This window comes from Mitsuaria sp. MSU3D (genome assembly GCF_056867975.1).
Genome location: NZ_CP200314.1, coordinates 1,028,489 through 1,047,524 on the forward strand (window position 1 = coordinate 1,028,489; position 19,036 = coordinate 1,047,524).

The 19,036-nt window shown below is 66.9% G+C and carries 13 protein-coding genes; all 13 read left to right on the plus strand.

Features of this window, described 5'->3' with window-relative positions; translation table 11 throughout:
• Positions 1-169: 169 nt before the first annotated feature.
• The 13 genes from AC1VNM_RS04665 (at position 170) to AC1VNM_RS04725 (ending at position 19,002) form a co-directional block, all read left to right on the plus strand.
• Complete coding sequence (locus AC1VNM_RS04665) at positions 170-1,186, plus strand: LacI family DNA-binding transcriptional regulator (protein ID WP_377155547.1); 1,017 nt, start codon at positions 170-172, stop codon at positions 1,184-1,186.
• Entirely contained in the window at positions 1,183-2,184 is a 1,002-nt protein-coding gene (locus AC1VNM_RS04670) for a ribokinase (RefSeq protein WP_483106044.1), read from the plus strand. Before AC1VNM_RS04665 ends, AC1VNM_RS04670 begins: the two co-directional genes overlap by 4 nt.
• Before the next feature lie 19 nt (positions 2,185-2,203).
• Positions 2,204-3,184: a nucleoside hydrolase gene (locus tag AC1VNM_RS04675; protein WP_483106045.1), complete on the plus strand. Its 981-nt coding sequence runs from the start codon at positions 2,204-2,206 to the stop codon at positions 3,182-3,184.
• An 18-nt stretch (positions 3,185-3,202) separates the two neighbouring features.
• Positions 3,203-4,525, plus strand: a complete 1,323-nt coding sequence (locus tag AC1VNM_RS04680) for a TRZ/ATZ family hydrolase (protein WP_483106046.1) — start codon at positions 3,203-3,205, stop codon at positions 4,523-4,525.
• 109 nt (positions 4,526-4,634) lie between these two features.
• Entirely contained in the window at positions 4,635-5,783 is a 1,149-nt protein-coding gene (locus tag AC1VNM_RS04685; protein WP_483106047.1) for an ABC transporter substrate-binding protein, read from the plus strand.
• Between the two features lie 351 nt (positions 5,784-6,134).
• Positions 6,135-6,404 carry a hypothetical protein gene (locus tag AC1VNM_RS04690; RefSeq protein ID WP_431102902.1) on the plus strand — a complete coding sequence of 90 codons (270 nt, stop codon included), beginning with the start codon at positions 6,135-6,137 and terminating at the stop codon, positions 6,402-6,404.
• Between the two features lie 116 nt (positions 6,405-6,520).
• Positions 6,521-7,189: a response regulator gene (locus tag AC1VNM_RS04695; RefSeq protein ID WP_067273685.1), complete on the plus strand. Its 669-nt coding sequence runs from the start codon at positions 6,521-6,523 to the stop codon at positions 7,187-7,189.
• Positions 7,182-9,281, plus strand: a complete 2,100-nt coding sequence (locus tag AC1VNM_RS04700; protein ID WP_483106048.1) for a sensor histidine kinase — start codon at positions 7,182-7,184, stop codon at positions 9,279-9,281. Before AC1VNM_RS04695 ends, AC1VNM_RS04700 begins: the two co-directional genes overlap by 8 nt.
• Before the next feature lie 195 nt (positions 9,282-9,476).
• Positions 9,477-10,415, plus strand: coding sequence for a YuxH family protein (locus tag AC1VNM_RS04705; protein WP_483106049.1), 939 nt, complete (start codon positions 9,477-9,479; stop codon positions 10,413-10,415).
• Between the two features lie 264 nt (positions 10,416-10,679).
• Complete coding sequence (locus tag AC1VNM_RS04710) at positions 10,680-11,894, plus strand: SpvB/TcaC N-terminal domain-containing protein (RefSeq protein WP_483106050.1); 1,215 nt, start codon at positions 10,680-10,682, stop codon at positions 11,892-11,894.
• Between the two features lie 80 nt (positions 11,895-11,974).
• Positions 11,975-14,335, plus strand: a complete 2,361-nt coding sequence (locus tag AC1VNM_RS04715) for an FG-GAP repeat domain-containing protein (protein ID WP_483106051.1) — start codon at positions 11,975-11,977, stop codon at positions 14,333-14,335.
• Between the two features lies 1 nt (position 14,336).
• Positions 14,337-18,338: an RHS repeat-associated core domain-containing protein gene (locus tag AC1VNM_RS04720; protein ID WP_483106052.1), complete on the plus strand. Its 4,002-nt coding sequence runs from the start codon at positions 14,337-14,339 to the stop codon at positions 18,336-18,338.
• Entirely contained in the window at positions 18,328-19,002 is a 675-nt protein-coding gene (locus AC1VNM_RS04725) for a hypothetical protein (RefSeq protein ID WP_483106053.1), read from the plus strand. The genes AC1VNM_RS04720 and AC1VNM_RS04725 overlap by 11 nt, the downstream gene beginning before the upstream one ends.
• The last annotated feature ends 34 nt before the right edge of the window (positions 19,003-19,036 follow it).

The following is a 19,036-nucleotide window of genomic DNA, read 5'->3' on the forward strand; positions in this document are numbered from 1 at the left end:
GCCCCTGTGCCTCGGCCCAGGGGCTTTTCTTCATCTGGACCGGCATTTGAATATTTGATGCACGGGGTTCGCCCCGGCCTGGAGCCCGTTGCCCTTGGGGTATGCTCTGCAAACGTTTGCAATTGACTGAACCAGCCAGTTTGGCACGAGCAGAGGACCGGATCGACCGATGAGCACCATCAAGGATGTGGCCGCGCTGGCGGGGGTGTCCTTCACCACGGTGTCGCATGTGCTGAACAACACGCGACCGGTGAGCGCCGAAGCCCGCGCGCGCGTGCTGGCGGCGGTCGACGAGATCGGTTACCTGCCCAGCGCGGTGGCCCGCTCGCTGCGGCGCAGCGAGACCAAGATCGTCGGCGTGCTGGTGCCCAACGTGCGCAACCCGTTCTTCGCGGAGCTGGTCGTCGGCGCCGAGGAGTGGTGCCGGCAGGCGGGCTACTCGGTCTTCCTCTGCAACTCGGACAACGACCCCAAGCACCAGCAGGCCTACCTGCGCACGCTGCTCGAGAAGCGCATCGACGGCCTGCTGCTGAGCTCCGCCGGCGATGCCGAGACGCTGGCCAGCACCTTCCGTCATGCGAGCGTGCCCGTGGTGACCGTGGACCGCCTGGTGCCCGGCGCGCGCGCGGACCGCGTCAGCGTGAACAACCAGCTGGGCGCCTTCGAGGTCGTCCGCCATCTGCTGGAACTGGGCCATCGCCGCATCGGCTGTGTGAGCGGCCCCGCCGAATTCGAAGTGACGACTGAACGCGTCGCCGGCTGGCGCAACGCGCTGCAGCAGCGCGGCCTCGAGGCGCGCGCGGAGTGGCTGGCCGAGAGCGACTTCAGCACTGCCGGCGGCTACGAGGCCGTCAAGGCGCTACTGACCCGCCAGCCCGAGCTGACGGCCGTCTTCACCTGCAACGACCTGATGGGCATGGGCGCGCTGCGCGCCGCCGCCGAACTCGGACTGAACGTGCCGCGTCAGCTGTCGGTCGTGGGCTTCGATGCGATCGAGCTCGGCAGCTATGTCTATCCCGCGCTGACCAGCGTGGGCTGCTCGATCCGCGAGCTCGGCCGGGAGGCCGGTCGCGCGCTGATCGAGCGCATCGAGAATCCCCAGGCGCCCTTCAAGGACCTGCAACTCGTGCCGCAGGTCGTGCTGCGCGAGAGCACCGCGGCGCCGTCGTCTCCGGAGCTTTCATGACTTCAGCAAAGGCTGCGGCCACCGTGGTGGTGGTGGGCAGCGTCAACATGGACCTCGTGGCCCACGCCGTGCGCCTGCCCGCGCCGGGCGAGACCCTGATCGGCGAGGCCTTCGCCGGCACGCCCGGCGGCAAGGGCGGCAACCAGGCGGTGGCCGCGTCGCGGCTCGGCGCCGAGGTCGCGCTGATCGGCCGCGTCGGCATGCGCCAGCACGGCCAGGATCTGCTGAAGGCGCTGGAAGCGGAGCGGGTGCATGTCCAGGCGATCCGACGCGACGAGGCCGCGTGGCCCGGCGTGGCGGTGATCATGGTCGCGAGCGAGGGTGGCGAGAACGCGATCGTCGTCGTGCCCGGCAGCAATGCGGACCTCGACGCGGCCGACGTGGAGCAGGGTGGGGCGTTGCTGCGGCAGGCCAAGGTCGTCGTGGCGCAGCTGGAGGTGCCGGTGCCGGCGATCCAGCGCGCCTTCGAGATCGCCCGCGAGGCCGGCGTGATCACGGTGCTGAACGCCGCGCCCGCGCAGGACCTGCCGGCCGCGCTGCTGGGCCTGAGCGACTGGCTGATCGTCAACGAGACCGAGGCGCTGCAACTGGCCCGCGCCTTGGCGCTGCCCGGCGATGCCGACGGCATCGCCATCGCGCGCGCGAGCGCCGCGCATCTGCGGACGCTGGGACCGCGTCACGTGCTCGTGACGCTGGGCGGCGCCGGCGCCTGGCTGCTCAGCGACGAGCATCCGGAGGGGCTGCATCTGCGCGCCTCCCGCGTCGATGCGGTGGACACGGTCGGTGCCGGCGACACGCTCGTGGGCGGTCTCGCGGTCGGTCTGGCCGAGGGCCTGGTGCCGGCCCGCGCGGCCGCGCTGGGGCAGTTGGCCGCGGCGCTCGCGGTCAGCCGCACCGGCGTGCAGCAGGCGATGCCGCACCGCTCCGAGCTGCCGGAATTGCCCGAGCTCGCCACGTTGACGGCGAACGGGGCACACTCCGCCGACGGCAACTCCTGACCCTGGAGCGCAGTACCCCATGGACAGCAAGATCCCCGCTTCCGGCCGCATTCCGGTCCTCTTCGACACCGACCCCGGCATCGACGACGCGCTCGCGCTCGCGCTGCTGGCCTGCCATCCGCGTTTCGAGCTGGTGGCCGTCACGACGGCCTTCGGCAACGGCCCCGTCGCCACGACCACGCGCAACGCGCGCGGGCTGACCGCGCTCTACCGCAAGGATGTGCCCGTCGCGGCCGGCGCCGAAGGCCCGCTGCGCGACGAGCGCCGGCGCAAGGATGCCGCGCACGTGCACGGCGATGACGGACTGGGCGGCGTCGCCGACCGTCTGCCGGCGCCGACGCGGCCGCTCGATCCGCGGCCCGCGCATCAGCTGATCTGCGACCTCGTCAATGAGCGGCCCGGCGAGATCACGCTGGTGGCCGTCGGTCCGTTCACGAACCTGGCGCTCGCGCTGGCGCACGATCCGGCGATCGCCGGCAAGGTCAAGCGCGTCGTCGTGATGGGCGGCGCCTTCGGCCTGAAGGGCCACGGCGGCAACGTGACGCCGGTGGCCGAAGCCAACATCCTGGCCGATCCCGAAGCCGCGGACCAGGTCTTCACCGCGGCTTGGCCGGTGACCATCGTCGGTCTGGACGTGACGCAGGAAGCGATCATGCGCGAGGCCGACCTGGCGAAGCTGCGCGGCCGCGGCGAGGGCGCGGGCGACCTGCTCTGGCAGGCCACGCGCCACTACCAGCAGTTCTACGATGCGCGCGACGGCATCGGCGGCATCTACGCGCACGATGCCAGCGCGGCGGCGATCCTGCTGGTGCCGGACGCCTTCACCCTGCGTGCCGGCCCGGTGCGCGTGGCGCTGGAAGGCATCGCCACCGGCCAGACCATCCAGGACTGGCGCGGCGAACACGGCGGCGGCACGCCCTGGAGCGGCCATCCGGCGCAGCAGGTCTGCGTCGAGGTCGATGCGGCGCGCGTGCTGGCGCTGTTCGACGAGATCTTTTGAGCATTTGAGGAGACCCCCATGACGACCCAAGCCGTGAAGCTGCTGTTGCCCCGCTGGCTGATCACCATGACCCCGGACAGCCCGGTGCTCGAGCAGCACGCGCTGGCCATCGAAGGCGAACGCATCGCCGCCGTCCTGCCGCGTGAGGAAGCGCTCAAGCGCTACGCCGACGCCGAGCGCGTCGAGCTCCCGAACCACGTGCTGATCCCCGGCCTGATCAACGCCCACACGCACTCGGCGATGTCGCTGCTGCGCGGCGTCGCGGACGACCTCGCGCTGATGGACTGGCTCAACAACCACATCTGGCCGCTGGAGCGCCAGTGGGTCAGCGAGGACTGGACCTACCAGGGTTCGCTGCTGTCCGCGGCCGAGGCGCTGCGCGGCGGCGTGACCTACCTGAACGACATGTACTTCTTCCCGGCCGCGATGGCCCGCGCGGCGGTGGACAGCGGCATCCGCGCCGGCGTGTCGATCAACGTGATCGACTTCCCCACCGGCTACGCCGCCAACGCGCAGGACTACATCGAGAAAGGCCTGGCCGCCTACGAGCAGTTCAAGGGCGAGAAGCTGCTGGACTGGACCAGCGCGCCGCACGCGCCGTACACGGTCTCGGACGAGACCTTCATCCAGCTGCGCGAGCTGGCGGAGAAGTACGACCTGCAGATGCACTGCCACATCCATGAGACGCAGGACGAGATCGACGGCAGCATCAAGCAGTACGGCGAGCGCCCGCTGGCGCGCCTGAACAAGCTCGGCCTGCTGAACGCGAAGATGATCGCCGTGCACATGGTCCACCTGAGCCCCGAGGAGATCGACCTCGTCGCGAAGCAGGGCGTGCACCTGGTCCACAACCCGAGCTCCAACCTCAAGCTGGCCTCGGGCGTGGCGCCGGTGAAGGCCCTGGAGGCGGCCGGCGTCAACACCATCCTCGGGACCGACGGCGCGGCCTCCAACAACCGCCAGGACATGTTCAGCGAGATCCGCGCCGCGGCGCTGCTCGCCAAGGGCGTGACCGGCGATCCGCTGACGGTCTCCGCGCGCACCGCGCTGGAGATGGCCACGGTGCGCGCCGCCAAGGCCATGGGCCGCGCGAACGATCTGGGCACGCTGGAAGCCGGCAAGCTGGCCGACGTGGTGGCCGTGGCGCTGGACTCGATCGAATGCCAGCCGGTCTATCACGCCGACGCGCAACTCGTTTATGTGGCGGGGCGTGAACATGTCACGGACGTCTGGGTGGGCGGCCGTCAGGTGCTGTCGAATCGCAACGTTCTGACCTTCGACACGCAGGCTTTGCTGGGGCGGGTCACGGACATCGTGGCTAAGATGCGCGCGGGGCGCTGATCCCCCCTGAACGTGGGGGTCGCGGCGCCGAGGGGCCGGCGGCGAACTGACCGTCGGCGTGCTGGAGACACAAGCCGGCCGCCACCGCGAGCCGGCGGGACAGACCACCATGAGCAAGCCTACACGGAACCGGCCCCTGAGCCGGTTCGCCGCCTCCATCGCCACCGCCCTGGTGGCCTTCGGCCTCAGCGCCGCGGCCCGCGCGGACATCCTGATCGGCCAGACGGCCGGCTTCACCGGCCAGGTCGCGGCCAGCGTCAAGGAACTGACGCTGGGCGCCAGGCTCTACATCGACAAGGTCAACGCCACCGGCGGCGTCAACGGTCAGAAGATCGACCTGCAGTCGCTGGACGACGGCTTCGATCCCAAGCGCGCCGCCGCCAACGCGCAGACACTGATCGACAAGGGCGCCGTCGCCCTGTTCCTGACGCGCGGCACGCCGCACACGCAGGCCGTGCTCCCGCTGCTGGAAAAGGGCCAGGTGCCGCTGATCGCGCCGTCCACCGGCGCCATGCTGCTGCACAAGCCGGTCCACCCCCTGGTCTTCAACGTGCGTTCGACCTACCAGCGCGAGGCCGAGCGTGCCGTCCAGCTGCTGCTGGAGATGGGCAACACGCGCATCGCGCTGGTGCAGGTGAACGACACCTTCGGCGCGGACGGCATCGTCGGTGCGATGGCGGGCTTCAACGACCGCAAGATGAAGCCGGTGGCCCATTTCACCTATGAGCGCGAGAAGCCGGACATCGCCGGCGTCGTCAAGCAGCTGATCGCCGCCGACCCGCAGGTCGTGCTGATGGTCGCCTCGCAGCAGATCACCGCCGACACGATCAATGCGCTGCGCGCGGCCGGTTCGCGCATCCTGGGTGCGACCCTGTCGAACAACGCGTCCAACGGGTTCGTCCAGCTGCTGGGCCAGAACGCCGCCAGCATCATCGTGTCGCAGGTCTTCCCGAGCGAGCGCTCGACCAACGTGCCGATGGTCCGCGAACTCGGCGACCTGGTGAAGGCGAATCCCGCCGAGTCCAACGGCCAGGTCACGCCGGCCATGATGGAAGGCTTTGCCTCCGCCAAGGTCCTGGTCGAGGCGCTCAAGCGCGCCGGCAAGGATCCCAGCCGCGCCGCCATCCAGAAGGTCCTCAACAGCATGACCCGCTTCGATCTGGGCGGCATGGAGGTGGGGTATTCGCCCACCGACCACACGGGCACAAACTACGCGGACATCGCGATCATCGATCCGCGAGGCCGCTTCCTGCGCTGATCCCGGGGTCGGAACTTCCCTTCGCGACGGGCGCCTTCGGGCGCCCGTCTTGTTTTTCCTGACGCGCAAGCCGGCCAGACAAGTCGCCGTCGGGCGGTTTTCAGCGACTGAGTCGGTGCATCCCGACCAGGGCCTCGATATCGGCAATGGCGGCCTGAGAATGGGTCAGACCGACCCACTTATTCGAAACGACCTCCTCGAACGACACGAATTCGTTGGTCGACCAATGAATTCGTCATTCGAATCGCCGGAGGCTGACATGTTTAAGTCGATAAATGCATTCATGAGTGATTAGCAAACTGATCGCAGTCGGTGACACTGCCGCCAACAGTTTGCGAATGGATTTGTGTCATGCGAAATATGTATGCGATCTCGATCGGCTTGACGCTCGCCGGCGTGGGATGCCTGGTGGCCGAGCGGACCGAGTCGTCGCCCCCCGGGCATCCCTTATTTGAACTTACTGTCATTGGTTATCTGCTGGCGATTGGTGGACTGATGCTGCTGATCGCCTGCCTGGCCGCCAGCACCGAAGGCTGGATCAAAGGCCGATGGCATCGGGTCGCGCGGCCCGCCGACAGGGAGTGGGACCAGCCGCCGCCGCGAATCCTGGACCACCACTGAATTCAGTAGTCTGGCGTTTTCGGGTTTACTTGCTTCGGTGATTGCTCGTTTCTGCTCGCTCGCGAAACTGTGCCCGCCTCTGGGCAATGGGATAACGAGTGAGAAGGAGCCAATGAATGAGTATCGCCGTCGTGATCATCGAGGACGACCCCACCGTCATGAAGAGGTTGGTGGACGTGATTTCGAACAGTAGCTTTTGCGAGGTGGTGGGCATCGCCAAGAATCGCGGAGAGGCCGTGGCGGCGATCCTCGCCAACCGCGCGGACCTGTACATCGTCGACCTGGGATTGCCGGACGTGGACGGTGTCGAACTGATCCGGCTGATCCAGGACAAATGCCCGGAGTCGCGCAGCGTCGTCGTCAGCACCTTCGGCGACAGCAAGCATGTGATGCGCAGCCTGCGGGCGGGGGCCAGCGGCTACCTGCTCAAGGAGGAGATCCAGCCGTCGATGGTGGACAAGCTCGTCAGCGCGCACAACGGGCAGGCCCCGCTGAGCCCGGCGGTCGCGCAGCTGGTCGTCGAGCGGATCACGATGCTCGAGAACAACGTGCGGCCGCATGTCGACCGGCAGAAGGTGCTCCGTGACCTCGGGCTGGGCGAGCGGGAATGGGAGGTCCTGCGGCATCTGGTCGATGGCCTGCCCATCGTCGAGATCGGACGCCGGCTGAGCATCTCGCATCACACCGTCAACCAGCACCTGCGCAGCGTCTACCGCAAGCTCGGTGTGAAGTCGCGGGCCATGGCGGCCAACGCCGCGCGCCTGCACGGTCTCATCGATGAGTAGTCCGAGGCGGAGTTCGCTGAAGACGGTGTTCTTCTGGCTGACCTTCTTCATCCTGGCCTTGCTGGTCGTGGCGACCAGCAGTCTGGCGACGCGGGTCTACCGCGTGGAGGGGGCCCAGGACCTGGAGATCGTCGAAGCCAATTCCGCTGCGCGCGATGCGGGTCCGGAGATCCCCCGGCTGGAGGGGCTGATCCTCGCCCACCAGGGGGGCTTCGCCCTCCCTTACTTTCACGACGTCAGCCAGTCGGCCGGATTGAAGCGGGCGAGATTCCGGATCGACCTGGACCGCTATCTCGCCCGCCCGGCGCCGTGCTGCGAGACGCCGGCGGGCACGCCTTTCCGGCAGGAGTCGCGGATCCCAGGCACCAGCCTGCTGATCAGCCAGGCCCTGGATGGCATGGACGTCTACCTCAACGGCGTCTGGGTCGCCGGCCTGCCGAAGTCGACCGCCGACGCGCGCTACAAGTGGTACCGCCCCTTGCAGGTGCCGCTGGCGCGGAGCCTCGTGCGGCCGGAAGGCAACGTGCTGACGGTCGAACTCACGACCTGGGACCGGCAGATCCACATCGCGCCGATCTACATCGGGGACCTCGACACCATCTCCTACATCGGCGAACTGACCCTGTTCGTCGGGACCTCGCTGGCCAATGCGTCCAACGTGTTCTGCCTGCTGGCGGGCATGTTCATGCTGGGCGCCTGGCTGGCGAACCGGCGGGAGGGCGCCGTGTTCCTGCATGCGGGGGCGACGACGGTGCTGTGGTCGGTGCTGTTCTCGCTGGTGCTGTTGCCGTACGTCCCGGCCGCGATGCTGCCGCTGTGGCTCTGGGCCCAGTACGCCTGCATCGGCGGCGTCGTGGTGGTGCTGACGCTGTTCATCTTCGCCTTCGTCGACGAGCCCCTGGGCCGGGGCGGGATGCTGGCCCTGTTCGGCGCGGGTGCCTTCGCGGCGCTGACCTATCCGCTGCTGGATCTGCGCGGGCGGGAATGGCTGGACACCTACTGGCTGCCCGTGCTGCTGGTGTTCCATCTCTACGCCTGCTCGCGCCTGGCGTTGCACGTGGCGCGGACGCGCTCGCGCACGGCCATGTCGCTGCTGTTCCAGTCCGTGCTGGCGCAGGTCTTCGCGCTGCGCGACCACAACGCGGTGCGACAGCTCGTGTCCTTCCCGATTCCTGATGCAGGCTGGTCGCTCTCCCATCTGCTGGTGACGCCGATCTTCCTGAGTCACCTGAGCGTGCCGCTGCTGCTGTTCGTCGTCGCGCAGATCCTGCTGACGAAGTTCCAGGCGAGCGTGAAGCGCGTTCGCGACAACAACCGCATCCTCACGGACACGCTGCAGCAGCGCGAACGGGAGCTGCTGATCAGCTATAACCGGCAGCGCGAGATGGAGACCGAATCCGCCGCGCAGGCCGAGCGGGACCGGATCTACCGCGACCTGCACGACGGCATCGGCTCCAAGCTGGTCACGACGCTGTTCAGCGTGCGAGACCGCGACATCGACCATGACCGTCTCGAGCGCGGGCTGATGGATGCGTTGAAGGACCTGCGCGAGATCATCTCGGTGACGGAAGTCCACGAGCAGCGGACGATCCACGACATCCTGTTCACCTACTGCAGCAACCTCGACGAATCGCTCACCCGGGCCGACTTCCAGATCGAGTACGACATTCCCGAAGGACCCGAGATCGTGCTGCTGGCTGATCTTTCCAGGCAGGTGATGCGCATCGTGGAGGAGTCCGTCGCCAACACCATCAAGTACGCCCAGGCGAGCCGGCTCTCGATCCGCATGACGGTGCAGCAGGGCGCGCGGCTGGAAGTGCTCATCGAGGACAACGGCCAGTCCGGGGCGGCCCAGCGCGACGCGCGCGCGGAGATGTCCGGCGACGAGTCGCCGCTGACCGGAGGAACCGGGCTGCACGGTCTGCGGCGCCGCGCCGAGCGCATCGGCGCGGTCTTCCATTTCGAACGCACGCCGCAAGGCGCGCGCACCTGCTTGAGCCTGCCGTTGACGATATTGCCGGCCCAGGACTCAGCAAACGAGTCGGTCGACGACTGTTCCCAGTCGGAAACCGCTGCATTGCCACTGAGCTGAGCCATCGAACGTTTGGCCGTTCCTGGAAATACTGATATCCCGCCCGGGCATCCGGGTCTGCCGACGATTTCCATGGTCATGCAATCTTCCCGACCCTCCCGCAACGGCGTTACGGTAGCCCGGCTGCTGATTCAACCCGAACCGGCCAGTTCCCGTTTCGCACGCCAATCCATCATCGACGGATCCGTCGAACCGATGGGACAGGAACTGTGCTTCCGATGGAGCGCCGGCTCGCGCCGCGCGCCGCCGCCCAGTGCCTATGCGACCAGCCTGCTGCTGAGCCAGGCCCTGCTCGACGGCGGCCTGGCGCATCGCCGTCCCGGCTGCCTGTTCATCGACATGGACGCGGCGACCCTGCTCAGTCCGATCGGGGATGTCCTGTGCGGCTCGCTCGGCGCGATCCAGTTGCCCGTGGGCATGCCCGTCCAGGAGTCGGTGACCCGCCGCATCGCGCAACTGCATGCGCGAGGCTACCGATTCGCACTGGCGGGCGTGGTGTCGCCGGATGATGCGCGTACCGCCTGGCTGCCGATGGTCTCGTTCGTGAAGCTCGATGTGTCGCTGGCGCCGGTGAGCGCCTGGGCGACGGTCCAGGAACTGGCGCGCCAGGCCGGTGCGACGCTGATCGCCGACCGCATGACGGAGTCCGCGGACTACCTGCGCCTCAAGGCGCTGGGCGTGCGCTACTTCCAGGGCGACCTGCTGATGGCGCCGCAGGAGGAGTCGCCGCGATCGCTGCCGAGCTGCGATCTGGACGTGCTGGGGCGCCTCTTCCGCCTGGTGCGGCATGGCGCGCCGCCTGAGGCGTTGGCGATGACCGCGGCCTCGGACCCGGCGCTGGTGATCCGGCTGCTGATGCTCCACCGCCTGCATGCCGGCCGGGCGCGACCGCCGGAGACCCTCGCCGAGACCTTGGCGGGAGTGCCGGAGCCGGTGCTGATCGGCTGGCTGCACGTGCTGCGCAGCAGCACCTTCGACCTGACGCCGAGCACCCAGAGCTGGTCGCACGCGGTTCGCGAGCAGATCCACAACTATCGCGCGCGGCTGATCGGCGCACGCATCTGCTGCAGTCCGGCCGAACTGGAGGCGAAGGTCTTCGATCTCTATCGGCGGCTTTGTGCCCGCGATGTTTGACGGACGGATGTCCTCGCACGAAGGTTTTTCTGGCGTTGATGTTGAGTTAAATATTCGTTAAGTAATTTGTATACTGCGCGCCCATTGGTCTTGCCAGATGCGAATACGCACGGCAAGACCTGACACGCGGAGCAACGCCGCGTCGAGGGGAGGGAGGAAGCGCGCAGCTTGTGTGCGATCGACCGTTCGCGGTCGATCCGCATCGGGTCTGCCCGTGCCTGTCCGGCCCCGGACGCGGCACGAGGCGGAAGACACACGATGCGAATGAATCTCCACACCCTGTTGAGTCCGTCTCCGGACGGGATGCGGCGCTTGTCCGGCCACGCGGCGGTAGTCGTGCTGGCGCTGGCTGCTACCAGTCCCGATGCGCGGGCCGAGATGACGACGCCCCACGAGTTCTCCGTCAACGCGAGTGGTGCCGCCAGCATCAATGTGCCGATCAAGGTCGTGCCCGGCATCGCGGGGATGGAGCCTCAGCTGAGCCTTTCCTACGGCAGCCAGCAGGGCAACGGCATGGTCGGCCTGGGCTGGATGCTGACGGGACCTTCGGCGGTGACACGTTGCCCGAAGACGGACCTGCACGACGGCGAGCGCGGCGCGGTCACCTTCGGCGTGGGCGACCGTTACTGTCTGGACGGACAGCGCCTGCTGCTGGTCAGCGGCAGCAGCACCGACGCCACCTATGGCACGGCGGGCACCGAATACCGCACCGAGCGCGACAGCTTCTCGCGCGTGCGCGCCGTCGGGACCTATCCGGTCGGCAGCAACGCGCCGCAGAGCTGGACGGTCGAAAGCAAGTCCGGACTGATCATGCATTTCGGCGGCGATGCGAATGCCGTCGTGCGCAGCAACATCGGATCGGGTCTGGCGTCGACGCAGTTTGCCGTCCGCTGGATGCTGCGTCGGATCGAGGATCGGAACGGCAACAGCGTGGACTTCGTCTACTGCGCCGGCGAGGTCCTCGATGACGGCGCCCGTTGCACCGAGTCGACGCAGTCGATGTGGGCGGGTTCGCATTTGCTGCACTACGTGCGCTACACCAACCGGCCCGGCGCGCCCGGCAATTCGGCGGTGCTTCTGACCTACGAGGCTCGTCGCGACCGGTTGCTGAGCTATCACGCCGGCTCGCGTCAGGAGCAGGGGCAGCGGCTGAAATCGCTGCAGACCTACACCGGCTTCTCTGGCCCGGCGATCGCCGAACGTGGCACACGGGTGCGCACCTACGAACTGACCTACGAGGCGCTCACCAATGGCAGCACGCCGGTGCGGGCCACGCGCACGAGCCGTCTCGCCAGCATCCAGGAGATCGGTCGCGACGGCACCCGGCTGCCGCCGCTGCAGTTCAGCCATACCGCGGACCTGGTGTGGGGGCAGGCGACGACGCAGGTCGCCGGCGAGGGCGGGGTCGTGAATCCGCCGATCGGCGGCACCGACTGCGGCATCGATCCGCGCACAGGCCGCCGGCTGCTGTGCCCGTGAGGTCGTCCATGCCACACGCCCGCGTCCTTCCGATCCGCCCTCGCGCGTCCACGTCCACATCCGCGTCCACGAGCATCGCCATGGTCATCGCTTCCGGATTCCTTCAACGCCTCTCGCCGTTCATGGTGCTTGGCCTGTTCCAGCTGGTGCTGGGCCTGGCACTGGGACTGTCCGCGCCGGGCGCGCAGGCGCAGGGTGCGCAGTCCTATGCCCGCGAGGGTTTCGTCGATCCCGGCCCGAAGGAGGGCCGCTACTGGGTCGACATCAACAACGATGGCCGCGACGACCTGTGTTTCCTGGTCGGCAACACGCGGCTGGACTGCTATCTGTCGAACGGGACCGCGTTGGAGACCTCGCCCGTGAGCTTCGGTGAGATCGGCTGGACCGATCCGGAGTCGATTCGCTGGGTCGACCAGAACGGCGACGGCAAGGTCGACCTGTGCAAGGTCTCGGAGCGCGACGGCGGTGCGCGCCTGGGCGTCGAATGCCGGCTGGGGACGGACTTTCGCGCGACAGTCGACTTTCCCGTCGGTCCCAGCCACATGCGATATGTGGTCCGCCTGAATCCGATGGGTCCGACCGAGCGCGGCGATTTCATCTTCGCCGACCTCAACGGCGACGGCCGCACGGACTACTGCGTGCTGATGACCGGCGGCGGCAGCAACAGCCGCATCGAATGTACCCAGGCCAGCACCGGCGGCTTCACGCTGCTGCCGAACTGGGGCAAGGTGGCGCTCTCCGACGTCAGCAAGGACACCCTGCGCAAGGGCGGCTTCCATGACGTCAACGGCGACGGTTACCAGGACTACTGCTTCGTCAACAACAACGCGATCCGCTGCCTGCTGGGGACGAAGGACGGCCCGTTCACCGGCGGCGAATCGCGTTCGACCGACCTCGGACCCGGCAACGAGGAAGCCGGTTCCGCGTTCATCGACATCAACGGCGACGGAAAGACCGATTACTGCCGGCCGACCAACAACTCCAACGTGCGCCGCGTGGCCTGCCGGCTCTCGACGGGCAGCGGCTGGCTGGGCTCCGGCTCGGACTCGATGACCGAGCCGACCGACACCGGCTGGTTCGCGCGCTGGTGGATCGACGTCAACGGCGACGGCAATCCGGACTACTGCCGCGCCGTCGGCGGCGGCGATCCGCATGCGACACCGTGGCAGAACTCGACCAACTCGATGGTCTGCCGATTGACCTCGGGTGACTCGACGATCTTCGCCAGCTCCGATGTCCAGCTGCATTGGGTCAACTTCGGCATCCCCGACGGCGGACGCGGCTTCTGCGACATGTTCGGGAGCGGGGTGTCCACGTTCTGTCGCATCACGATGCGCACCGAGGAGATCCCCGGCACCGAGACCTGCAACGAGAACGGCTGCTGGAACCAGACGCGCGATGTCTACGGCGTGATGGCGGGCTTCCCCGAACAGCGCCTGCCGGAGTCGCCGCTGATGACGCGTTTCGGCGACGGCGTCGGCGCCGAGACGCGCATCGGCTACACGTCGATGACGACCAACCGCGTGTACTACCGCAGCGGCTACGGCGAGGCCAGCGCGGTGAACAGCAAGAACGGCTCGCTGATCCTGCAGCCCAAGCAGCAGGTGGTCTTCGAGACGCGCGCCTGGCGCGAGGGCACGAACCAACGGCTCACCGGCAACGCGCGCTACTACTACAAGGACCTGCGCTACAGCCCGCTGCTGGGCTCGCAGGGATTCTCGGAGCGCTGGATGCTGACCGAGGGCAGCAATGCGATCGAGCATCTGATCTATTTCCAGGGGCTGGGCAACGGCGGCGGGTCGGTCAAGGGGGACTACCGCGAGGTCGGCCAGCTGCGCATGCAGCAGCGCTTCGCGATGACCGGCAGCAAGCCGGGTCAGGTGCCTGGCAGCGAGCTCGGCACGGCGCTGGGTCACATCCTGAACACGATTGCCGCGGAGCCGAATCCGGATCGCCTGAGCGCCGATTACGTGCTGACGCAGCGGACCACGAACACCTTGGGGGACACCGTCCCGGTCAATCCTCGGGTGCGTTTCGCTGCGCAGACCTCGACTCAGAAATGGGATCTGGATGGCCGCGCGCCCTATGCGCTGCCCAAGCAGACGGTGACCACCGCACTGGACGCGTTGGGCAATGTGACGCGCATCGACCAGGTCACGGAGGACACCGTCAAGGGCTTGCAGTGGAGCAAGACGACGGTCAACCGCTACGACCAGGACAACCCCGCCGCGTGGATCCTGGGGCGCCTGACGCGCAGCACGGTGACCAGCACCGCGCCGACGCCGGAGGCGCAGCTGGCGGCGTACCCGCGCAATGTGGGCTCGTCGCCGCACGCCGCCGAGGTGTTGTCGACGATGCCGCCCAAGGGGCAGACGCCGCCGCCCAACCAGATCTCGCCGGCGGTGCTGTCGGCGATTCTCCAGATCCTGCTGGAGGACTGACATGAGTCGCAAGGACCTCACGATGTCGAAGAGCCGCGCGCCCATGGGCGCATCCCGCCTGATCGGCACCGCCGCGGTGATCGCTGCGGGTTGGTTTGCCGTGCTGCCCGGCGCCGCGCAGGCGCAGCAGACGGTGACCCGTACCGTCGATTACGACTACCACCCGGTTTCGGGGCAACTGGTCAAGGAAACCGTCGAGCCTGGGGCCGCCGAATGCGTGCGCACCGAGCATCAGCTCGATGCGTATGGCAACCGAAAGCTGACGACGACCAGTTCTTGTAGCCCGTCCGGCGCGAACTTCGCGCCGCGTGCGACGCAGTACCTGTACGCGGCGCAGAACGGCCACGTCGAGGGGGCGTTCGTTACGGCGGTGCGCACGGGCAAGGCGGGGCTGGACACCAATCCGGCGCTCGCGATGAGCCGCGCGTCCAACCGCGTCGATCCGGCCACGGGCCAGCCGCTGGACAAGACGATCGAGGCCGATGCCGGTCGCCACCTGACCACGCGCGTCGAGTACGACGGCTTCGGTCGATTGAAACGGCAATACGCGCCGGTGGATCGCGATGGATCCGGCAACCAGATCGATGGTTACGCGGAGACGCGCCGCGTCTATTGCCTCGGACCGTTGAAGACGGCGCAGCCGTCCGAACTGGCGGCTTGCCTGGATATCCGCTCGCTCTCCGCGGTGACCGTGGACTACCAGTCGCGGCTGAACACGAATGCCGACGGCGATCCGGTCGGCACGGTCCAGCCGATGATCGTTTCGGCCTACTACGTCGAGACGCAGACCTACGGTCCGTCCGGCGAGGCCATGGGTGCTCCGGCACGCGAGCATTACGACAGCCTGCATCGGCTGGTGGCCAAGGAGCTCCGGCACTTCAGCGGACGCTGGGTGATGGAGCTGACCGCCTATGACGAGCTGGGGCTGGCGGTGGCCGGATGGAGCAACTTTTACGGTCGAGATGCGTCGGGTGCGGTGACGATGCTGGACGCGCACGAGCACCGGCAATGGACGGCGGCGTTCGACCTGATGCATCGGCCGGTCGATCAGCGCAACTACTGGCGCGGCACGCTCAACGGCGCGCTGATGGTACGGCGTCAGCTGACCTACTTCCGCGGCCAAGAATTGGCCACGGTCGTGCCGGCCGACTCCTCGCCTGACGGACAACAGGAACGGCGCACGGTCGTGCAGAAGGATGGGCAAGGGCTGGCCCTGCAGATGGTGGACACCTACGGCGCCACGCTGAACGTGGCCTACGACGCTGTCGGCAATACGGTGCGCAGCATCGATGCGATGGGCAATGAGACGCGCGTTGCATATTCGCCGGGCCATGCGCGCTTCAAGGTGGAGATGACGGATCCGAGCGTCGGCACCTGGAAGTACGAGCACGACGGGGCCGGTCAGCTGCGCAAGCAGACCGATGCCAAGCTGCAGGTGACCACGCTGGACTACGACGAGCTGGGCCGGTTGACCGCCAAGCGCAACGCAGACCTGAGCACGCTCTGGTATCACGACCGCAATGCAGCGGGGCAGGCGTGCGCGTCGGGTCACAACCGCGTCTGCGAAGTGGCGTCGGGCGGCGATCCGGCGAACCCGTCCGTGCCGAAAGTGTCGCAGTTCCGGATGGGCTACGACGCGCTGGCGCGTCCGACGCAGACGACCATGAGCACAGGGGACCGCACGTTCACGACCGGTGTTGGGTATGACGCTCTGGGCCGTGTGGTGACACGAACATATCCGACCGGCTTTGCCCTGCGCTACAGCTTCTCGGCGACGACGGACGCAGTGCCAGGGGCGATGGTCCGCATCGCTGACGCGGCGAACCCCGCGCGCGTGTTCTGGCAAATCGACTCGATCGCGCGTGACCAAGCGTTTAACGAACGGGGGCAGTTGCTGAAGGCGAGACTGGGCAACGGCCTTTTCGTCAGCCATCAGATGGACAGCTTGTCGGGCAAAGCCTTCCAACTGCGCACCGGCACCAACGACGGCTGGGGCGACGCGTTGGATCATCGCTACGACTACGACGTCGCGGGCAACATCGTGTCGCGCCTGGAGGCGCGCATGGGCGTGCAGGATCAGTTCCAGTACGACCGGCTCAACCGGCTGACGAATCATCAGTTGAACTCGGCAAGCGACGCCGCAGCGACGCGCTCGGTGGGCGTGACCTACAACGCGATGGGCAGCATCCTGAGCAAGGAGGATGTCGGCGGCTACCGCTACGAGGCGGCTGGTTCGCCGCAGCCCTTCGCGGTCAAGTCGGCCGGCGGCAGCACCTATGCCTATGACGGCAACGGACAGCTGACGACCGTGACCGGCGTGCAGCGGCGCACGAACACGTGGACCGCGTTCAACCGCCCGTCGAGCATGAGCTACGGCAGCAACAAGGTCACCTTCCTGTACGACGGCGACTACAAGCGCCTGCGGGAGGAGTTCTACGCCGCCGAGGTGCTGCAGCGACGCGTGTTCCAGCTGCATCCGGACGGTGCTGGCGGCCTGGGCTACGAGCGGGAGGACGTCGTCGCTGGTCCGAACCCGCGCGTGGAGCATCGACATTACGTGAGCATCGGCGGCGATGTTGTCACCGTCGTGAAGACCTTGGGCGAGGGCCCCGGCGCAGGCGGCGTGCAGGCCGATCCGAGGCTGGTGAATTACTGGCACAAGGATTCGCTGGGGTCGATCGTCGCGGTGAGCGATGCGAACGGCCAGGTGTTCGAGCGCACCTTGTTCGATCCGTGGGGCAGGCGCCAGGCGTCGACTGGCGCGGAGGTAGGACTGACCGAGAGCCCGGCCAACGGCGATCGCGGTTTTACCGGGCATGAGCATCTGGACGAGCTGGCTCTTGTGCACATGAACGCGCGGCTGTACGACCCGTTGCTGGGACGCTTCCTCAGCGCGGATCCGCTGGTCCAGGATCCCACGCTGCTGCAGGGCTACAACCGCTACAGCTATGTGCTGAACAACCCGCTGATCTATCGCGATCCGACGGGTGAGTGGTGGCAGGTGCCAGTGTTCATCGTGGGCTTCGTGCTGGCGCAAGAGGGCAACAAGTACTGGCGCATGGCCGGGCAGATCATGATGATGGCGGCGCTGTCGGGAGCCGGGCAGGGTGGCGGCTTGGTAGAGAGCGGCCTAGGTGCGTCGAGCCCCACATTCGCTGCTGGAGGGCTAGGCAACGCGATGGTCTCCGCAGGAGTGGCCACGGCATTGACCCCTGGCGCCACCGTCGAATCCATCGCGCAATCGATGCTGTTTGCCGCTGTTTACCAGTCGATCGGCGTGGGGGTCGATTCAGTCCCTGGTCGAGTGCTCGCACACACGCTTGTCGGCTGCGTGCAAGGCGCCGTGAGCGGCGGTGAATGCGGCCCAGGCGCGCTCAGCGGAGCGGTTGGCAAGGGCATGACGGAAGGCATCAGCGTCCTCCCTTTGGATGACGTCATGCAAGGCGTCATGACCATGGTGGCGGGTGGGACTGCTTCCGTGGTTGGTGGAGGGAAGTTTGCGAATGGTGCAGCTCAGGCTGGATTCGCATTTCTGTTCAACCATGGATCGAGACGAGCCGCCAACCAGTGGCGGATCAGCATTCAGGGCGAGATCTTGCAGGTGAGAATCACCCGAGCGGAACATGTACTGAGGGAACTTGAGCCGAACTTCTCCACCATTTCGTCGAGAGGCCAACCCCCGTCTGAAGCCTATTACAACTCGTTGACGGCTCGAATCGACCAGTTGCTTCCCGCAGCCGCCAGCCGTGCGGTGGCGCAGGCTTGGCGGATCGAAGCACAAGCCGTGCGAGACGGCACTTCGACCTACAACTGGACATTCAGCCAAGCGAGAGAACTCTTGTCGAGAGGAAGCGTGACTGGATTCCAGGGGCACCACCAATACAGTGTTGCTCGCTATCCTGAGTACGCTGGCCGACCGGAGTTCATCAGGTTCTACAACGCGCATGATCATCGGGTGATCGGGCATCAGGGCAACTTTAGGAATCCGTCGCATGGACCATGACCTGTTTGACGTGACACGCGATCAATCCGGCGCGTGTCAGGTGATTTTTGACGTGTTGGCGCGACGCAAGGGCATGCGCCGCGTGGCGGGCGACAACGCCTTGATGCTCGGAGAACGCACGCCGCAGTTTCCTGGCGAGGACAAATGGTTTTCAGTTCTCTATCAGCCGCTGCCAACGTCGCTTCTGGATGAATGCTGGTCGGACCTCGGTGCCAGCGCGTGGAGGCCGGATGATTTGCCGGAGCAAGCGACAACCGACTTTGACGATCGCGGGTACTGGAACTTTCCGAACGGCTATCTTGATTTGCTGCGGTCGCTCAACGGCGGACGTTTTTTCTCCGGGCACCTTAACTTTTTTGGTGTTCGTACGGAGGATCCACGCAAGACCACGCAGCCTCTTGAGCTGATCTCCGGCAACACGCCTGCGCGGACGCTCTTTGGCAAGAAAGCGCTCATCTTCGGAGGGTACCGATGGGACGGCGTTCTTGTCGCCTGTCTGGAGAGTGACACGCGAGTGGTGGCGCTGGAGCACGGTGGGGGTGTCGTTGCCGAGTGGCGTGATCTGGCCACCTATGTCACTGCGGAGTTCAATCGACTCGACGGTCTCTTTGACGAAAGCGGCAACTTGCGGGACGGCCAGTCGTCTGGTCTGACGCAGTCGTGAGGAGCGAGGGCCTGAGCAGATTTTCGATGGCAAT

Bases quoted from the DNA above. Each gene is read 5' to 3' on its own strand.
- AC1VNM_RS04665 (WP_377155547.1), top strand. From the start codon at position 170: ATGAGCACCATCAAGGATGTGGCCGCGCTGGCGGGGGTGTCCTTCACC.
- AC1VNM_RS04670 (WP_483106044.1), top strand. From the start codon at position 1,183: ATGACTTCAGCAAAGGCTGCGGCCACCGTGGTGGTGGTGGGCAGCGTC.
- AC1VNM_RS04675 (WP_483106045.1), top strand. From the start codon at position 2,204: ATGGACAGCAAGATCCCCGCTTCCGGCCGCATTCCGGTCCTCTTCGAC.
- AC1VNM_RS04680 (WP_483106046.1), top strand. From the start codon at position 3,203: ATGACGACCCAAGCCGTGAAGCTGCTGTTGCCCCGCTGGCTGATCACC.
- AC1VNM_RS04685 (WP_483106047.1), top strand. From the start codon at position 4,635: ATGAGCAAGCCTACACGGAACCGGCCCCTGAGCCGGTTCGCCGCCTCC.
- AC1VNM_RS04690 (WP_431102902.1), top strand. From the start codon at position 6,135: ATGCGAAATATGTATGCGATCTCGATCGGCTTGACGCTCGCCGGCGTG.
- AC1VNM_RS04695 (WP_067273685.1), top strand. From the start codon at position 6,521: ATGAGTATCGCCGTCGTGATCATCGAGGACGACCCCACCGTCATGAAG.
- AC1VNM_RS04700 (WP_483106048.1), top strand. From the start codon at position 7,182: ATGAGTAGTCCGAGGCGGAGTTCGCTGAAGACGGTGTTCTTCTGGCTG.
- AC1VNM_RS04705 (WP_483106049.1), top strand. From the start codon at position 9,477: ATGGGACAGGAACTGTGCTTCCGATGGAGCGCCGGCTCGCGCCGCGCG.
- AC1VNM_RS04710 (WP_483106050.1), top strand. From the start codon at position 10,680: ATGAATCTCCACACCCTGTTGAGTCCGTCTCCGGACGGGATGCGGCGC.
- AC1VNM_RS04715 (WP_483106051.1), top strand. From the start codon at position 11,975: ATGGTCATCGCTTCCGGATTCCTTCAACGCCTCTCGCCGTTCATGGTG.
- AC1VNM_RS04720 (WP_483106052.1), top strand. From the start codon at position 14,337: ATGAGTCGCAAGGACCTCACGATGTCGAAGAGCCGCGCGCCCATGGGC.
- AC1VNM_RS04725 (WP_483106053.1), top strand. From the start codon at position 18,328: ATGGACCATGACCTGTTTGACGTGACACGCGATCAATCCGGCGCGTGT.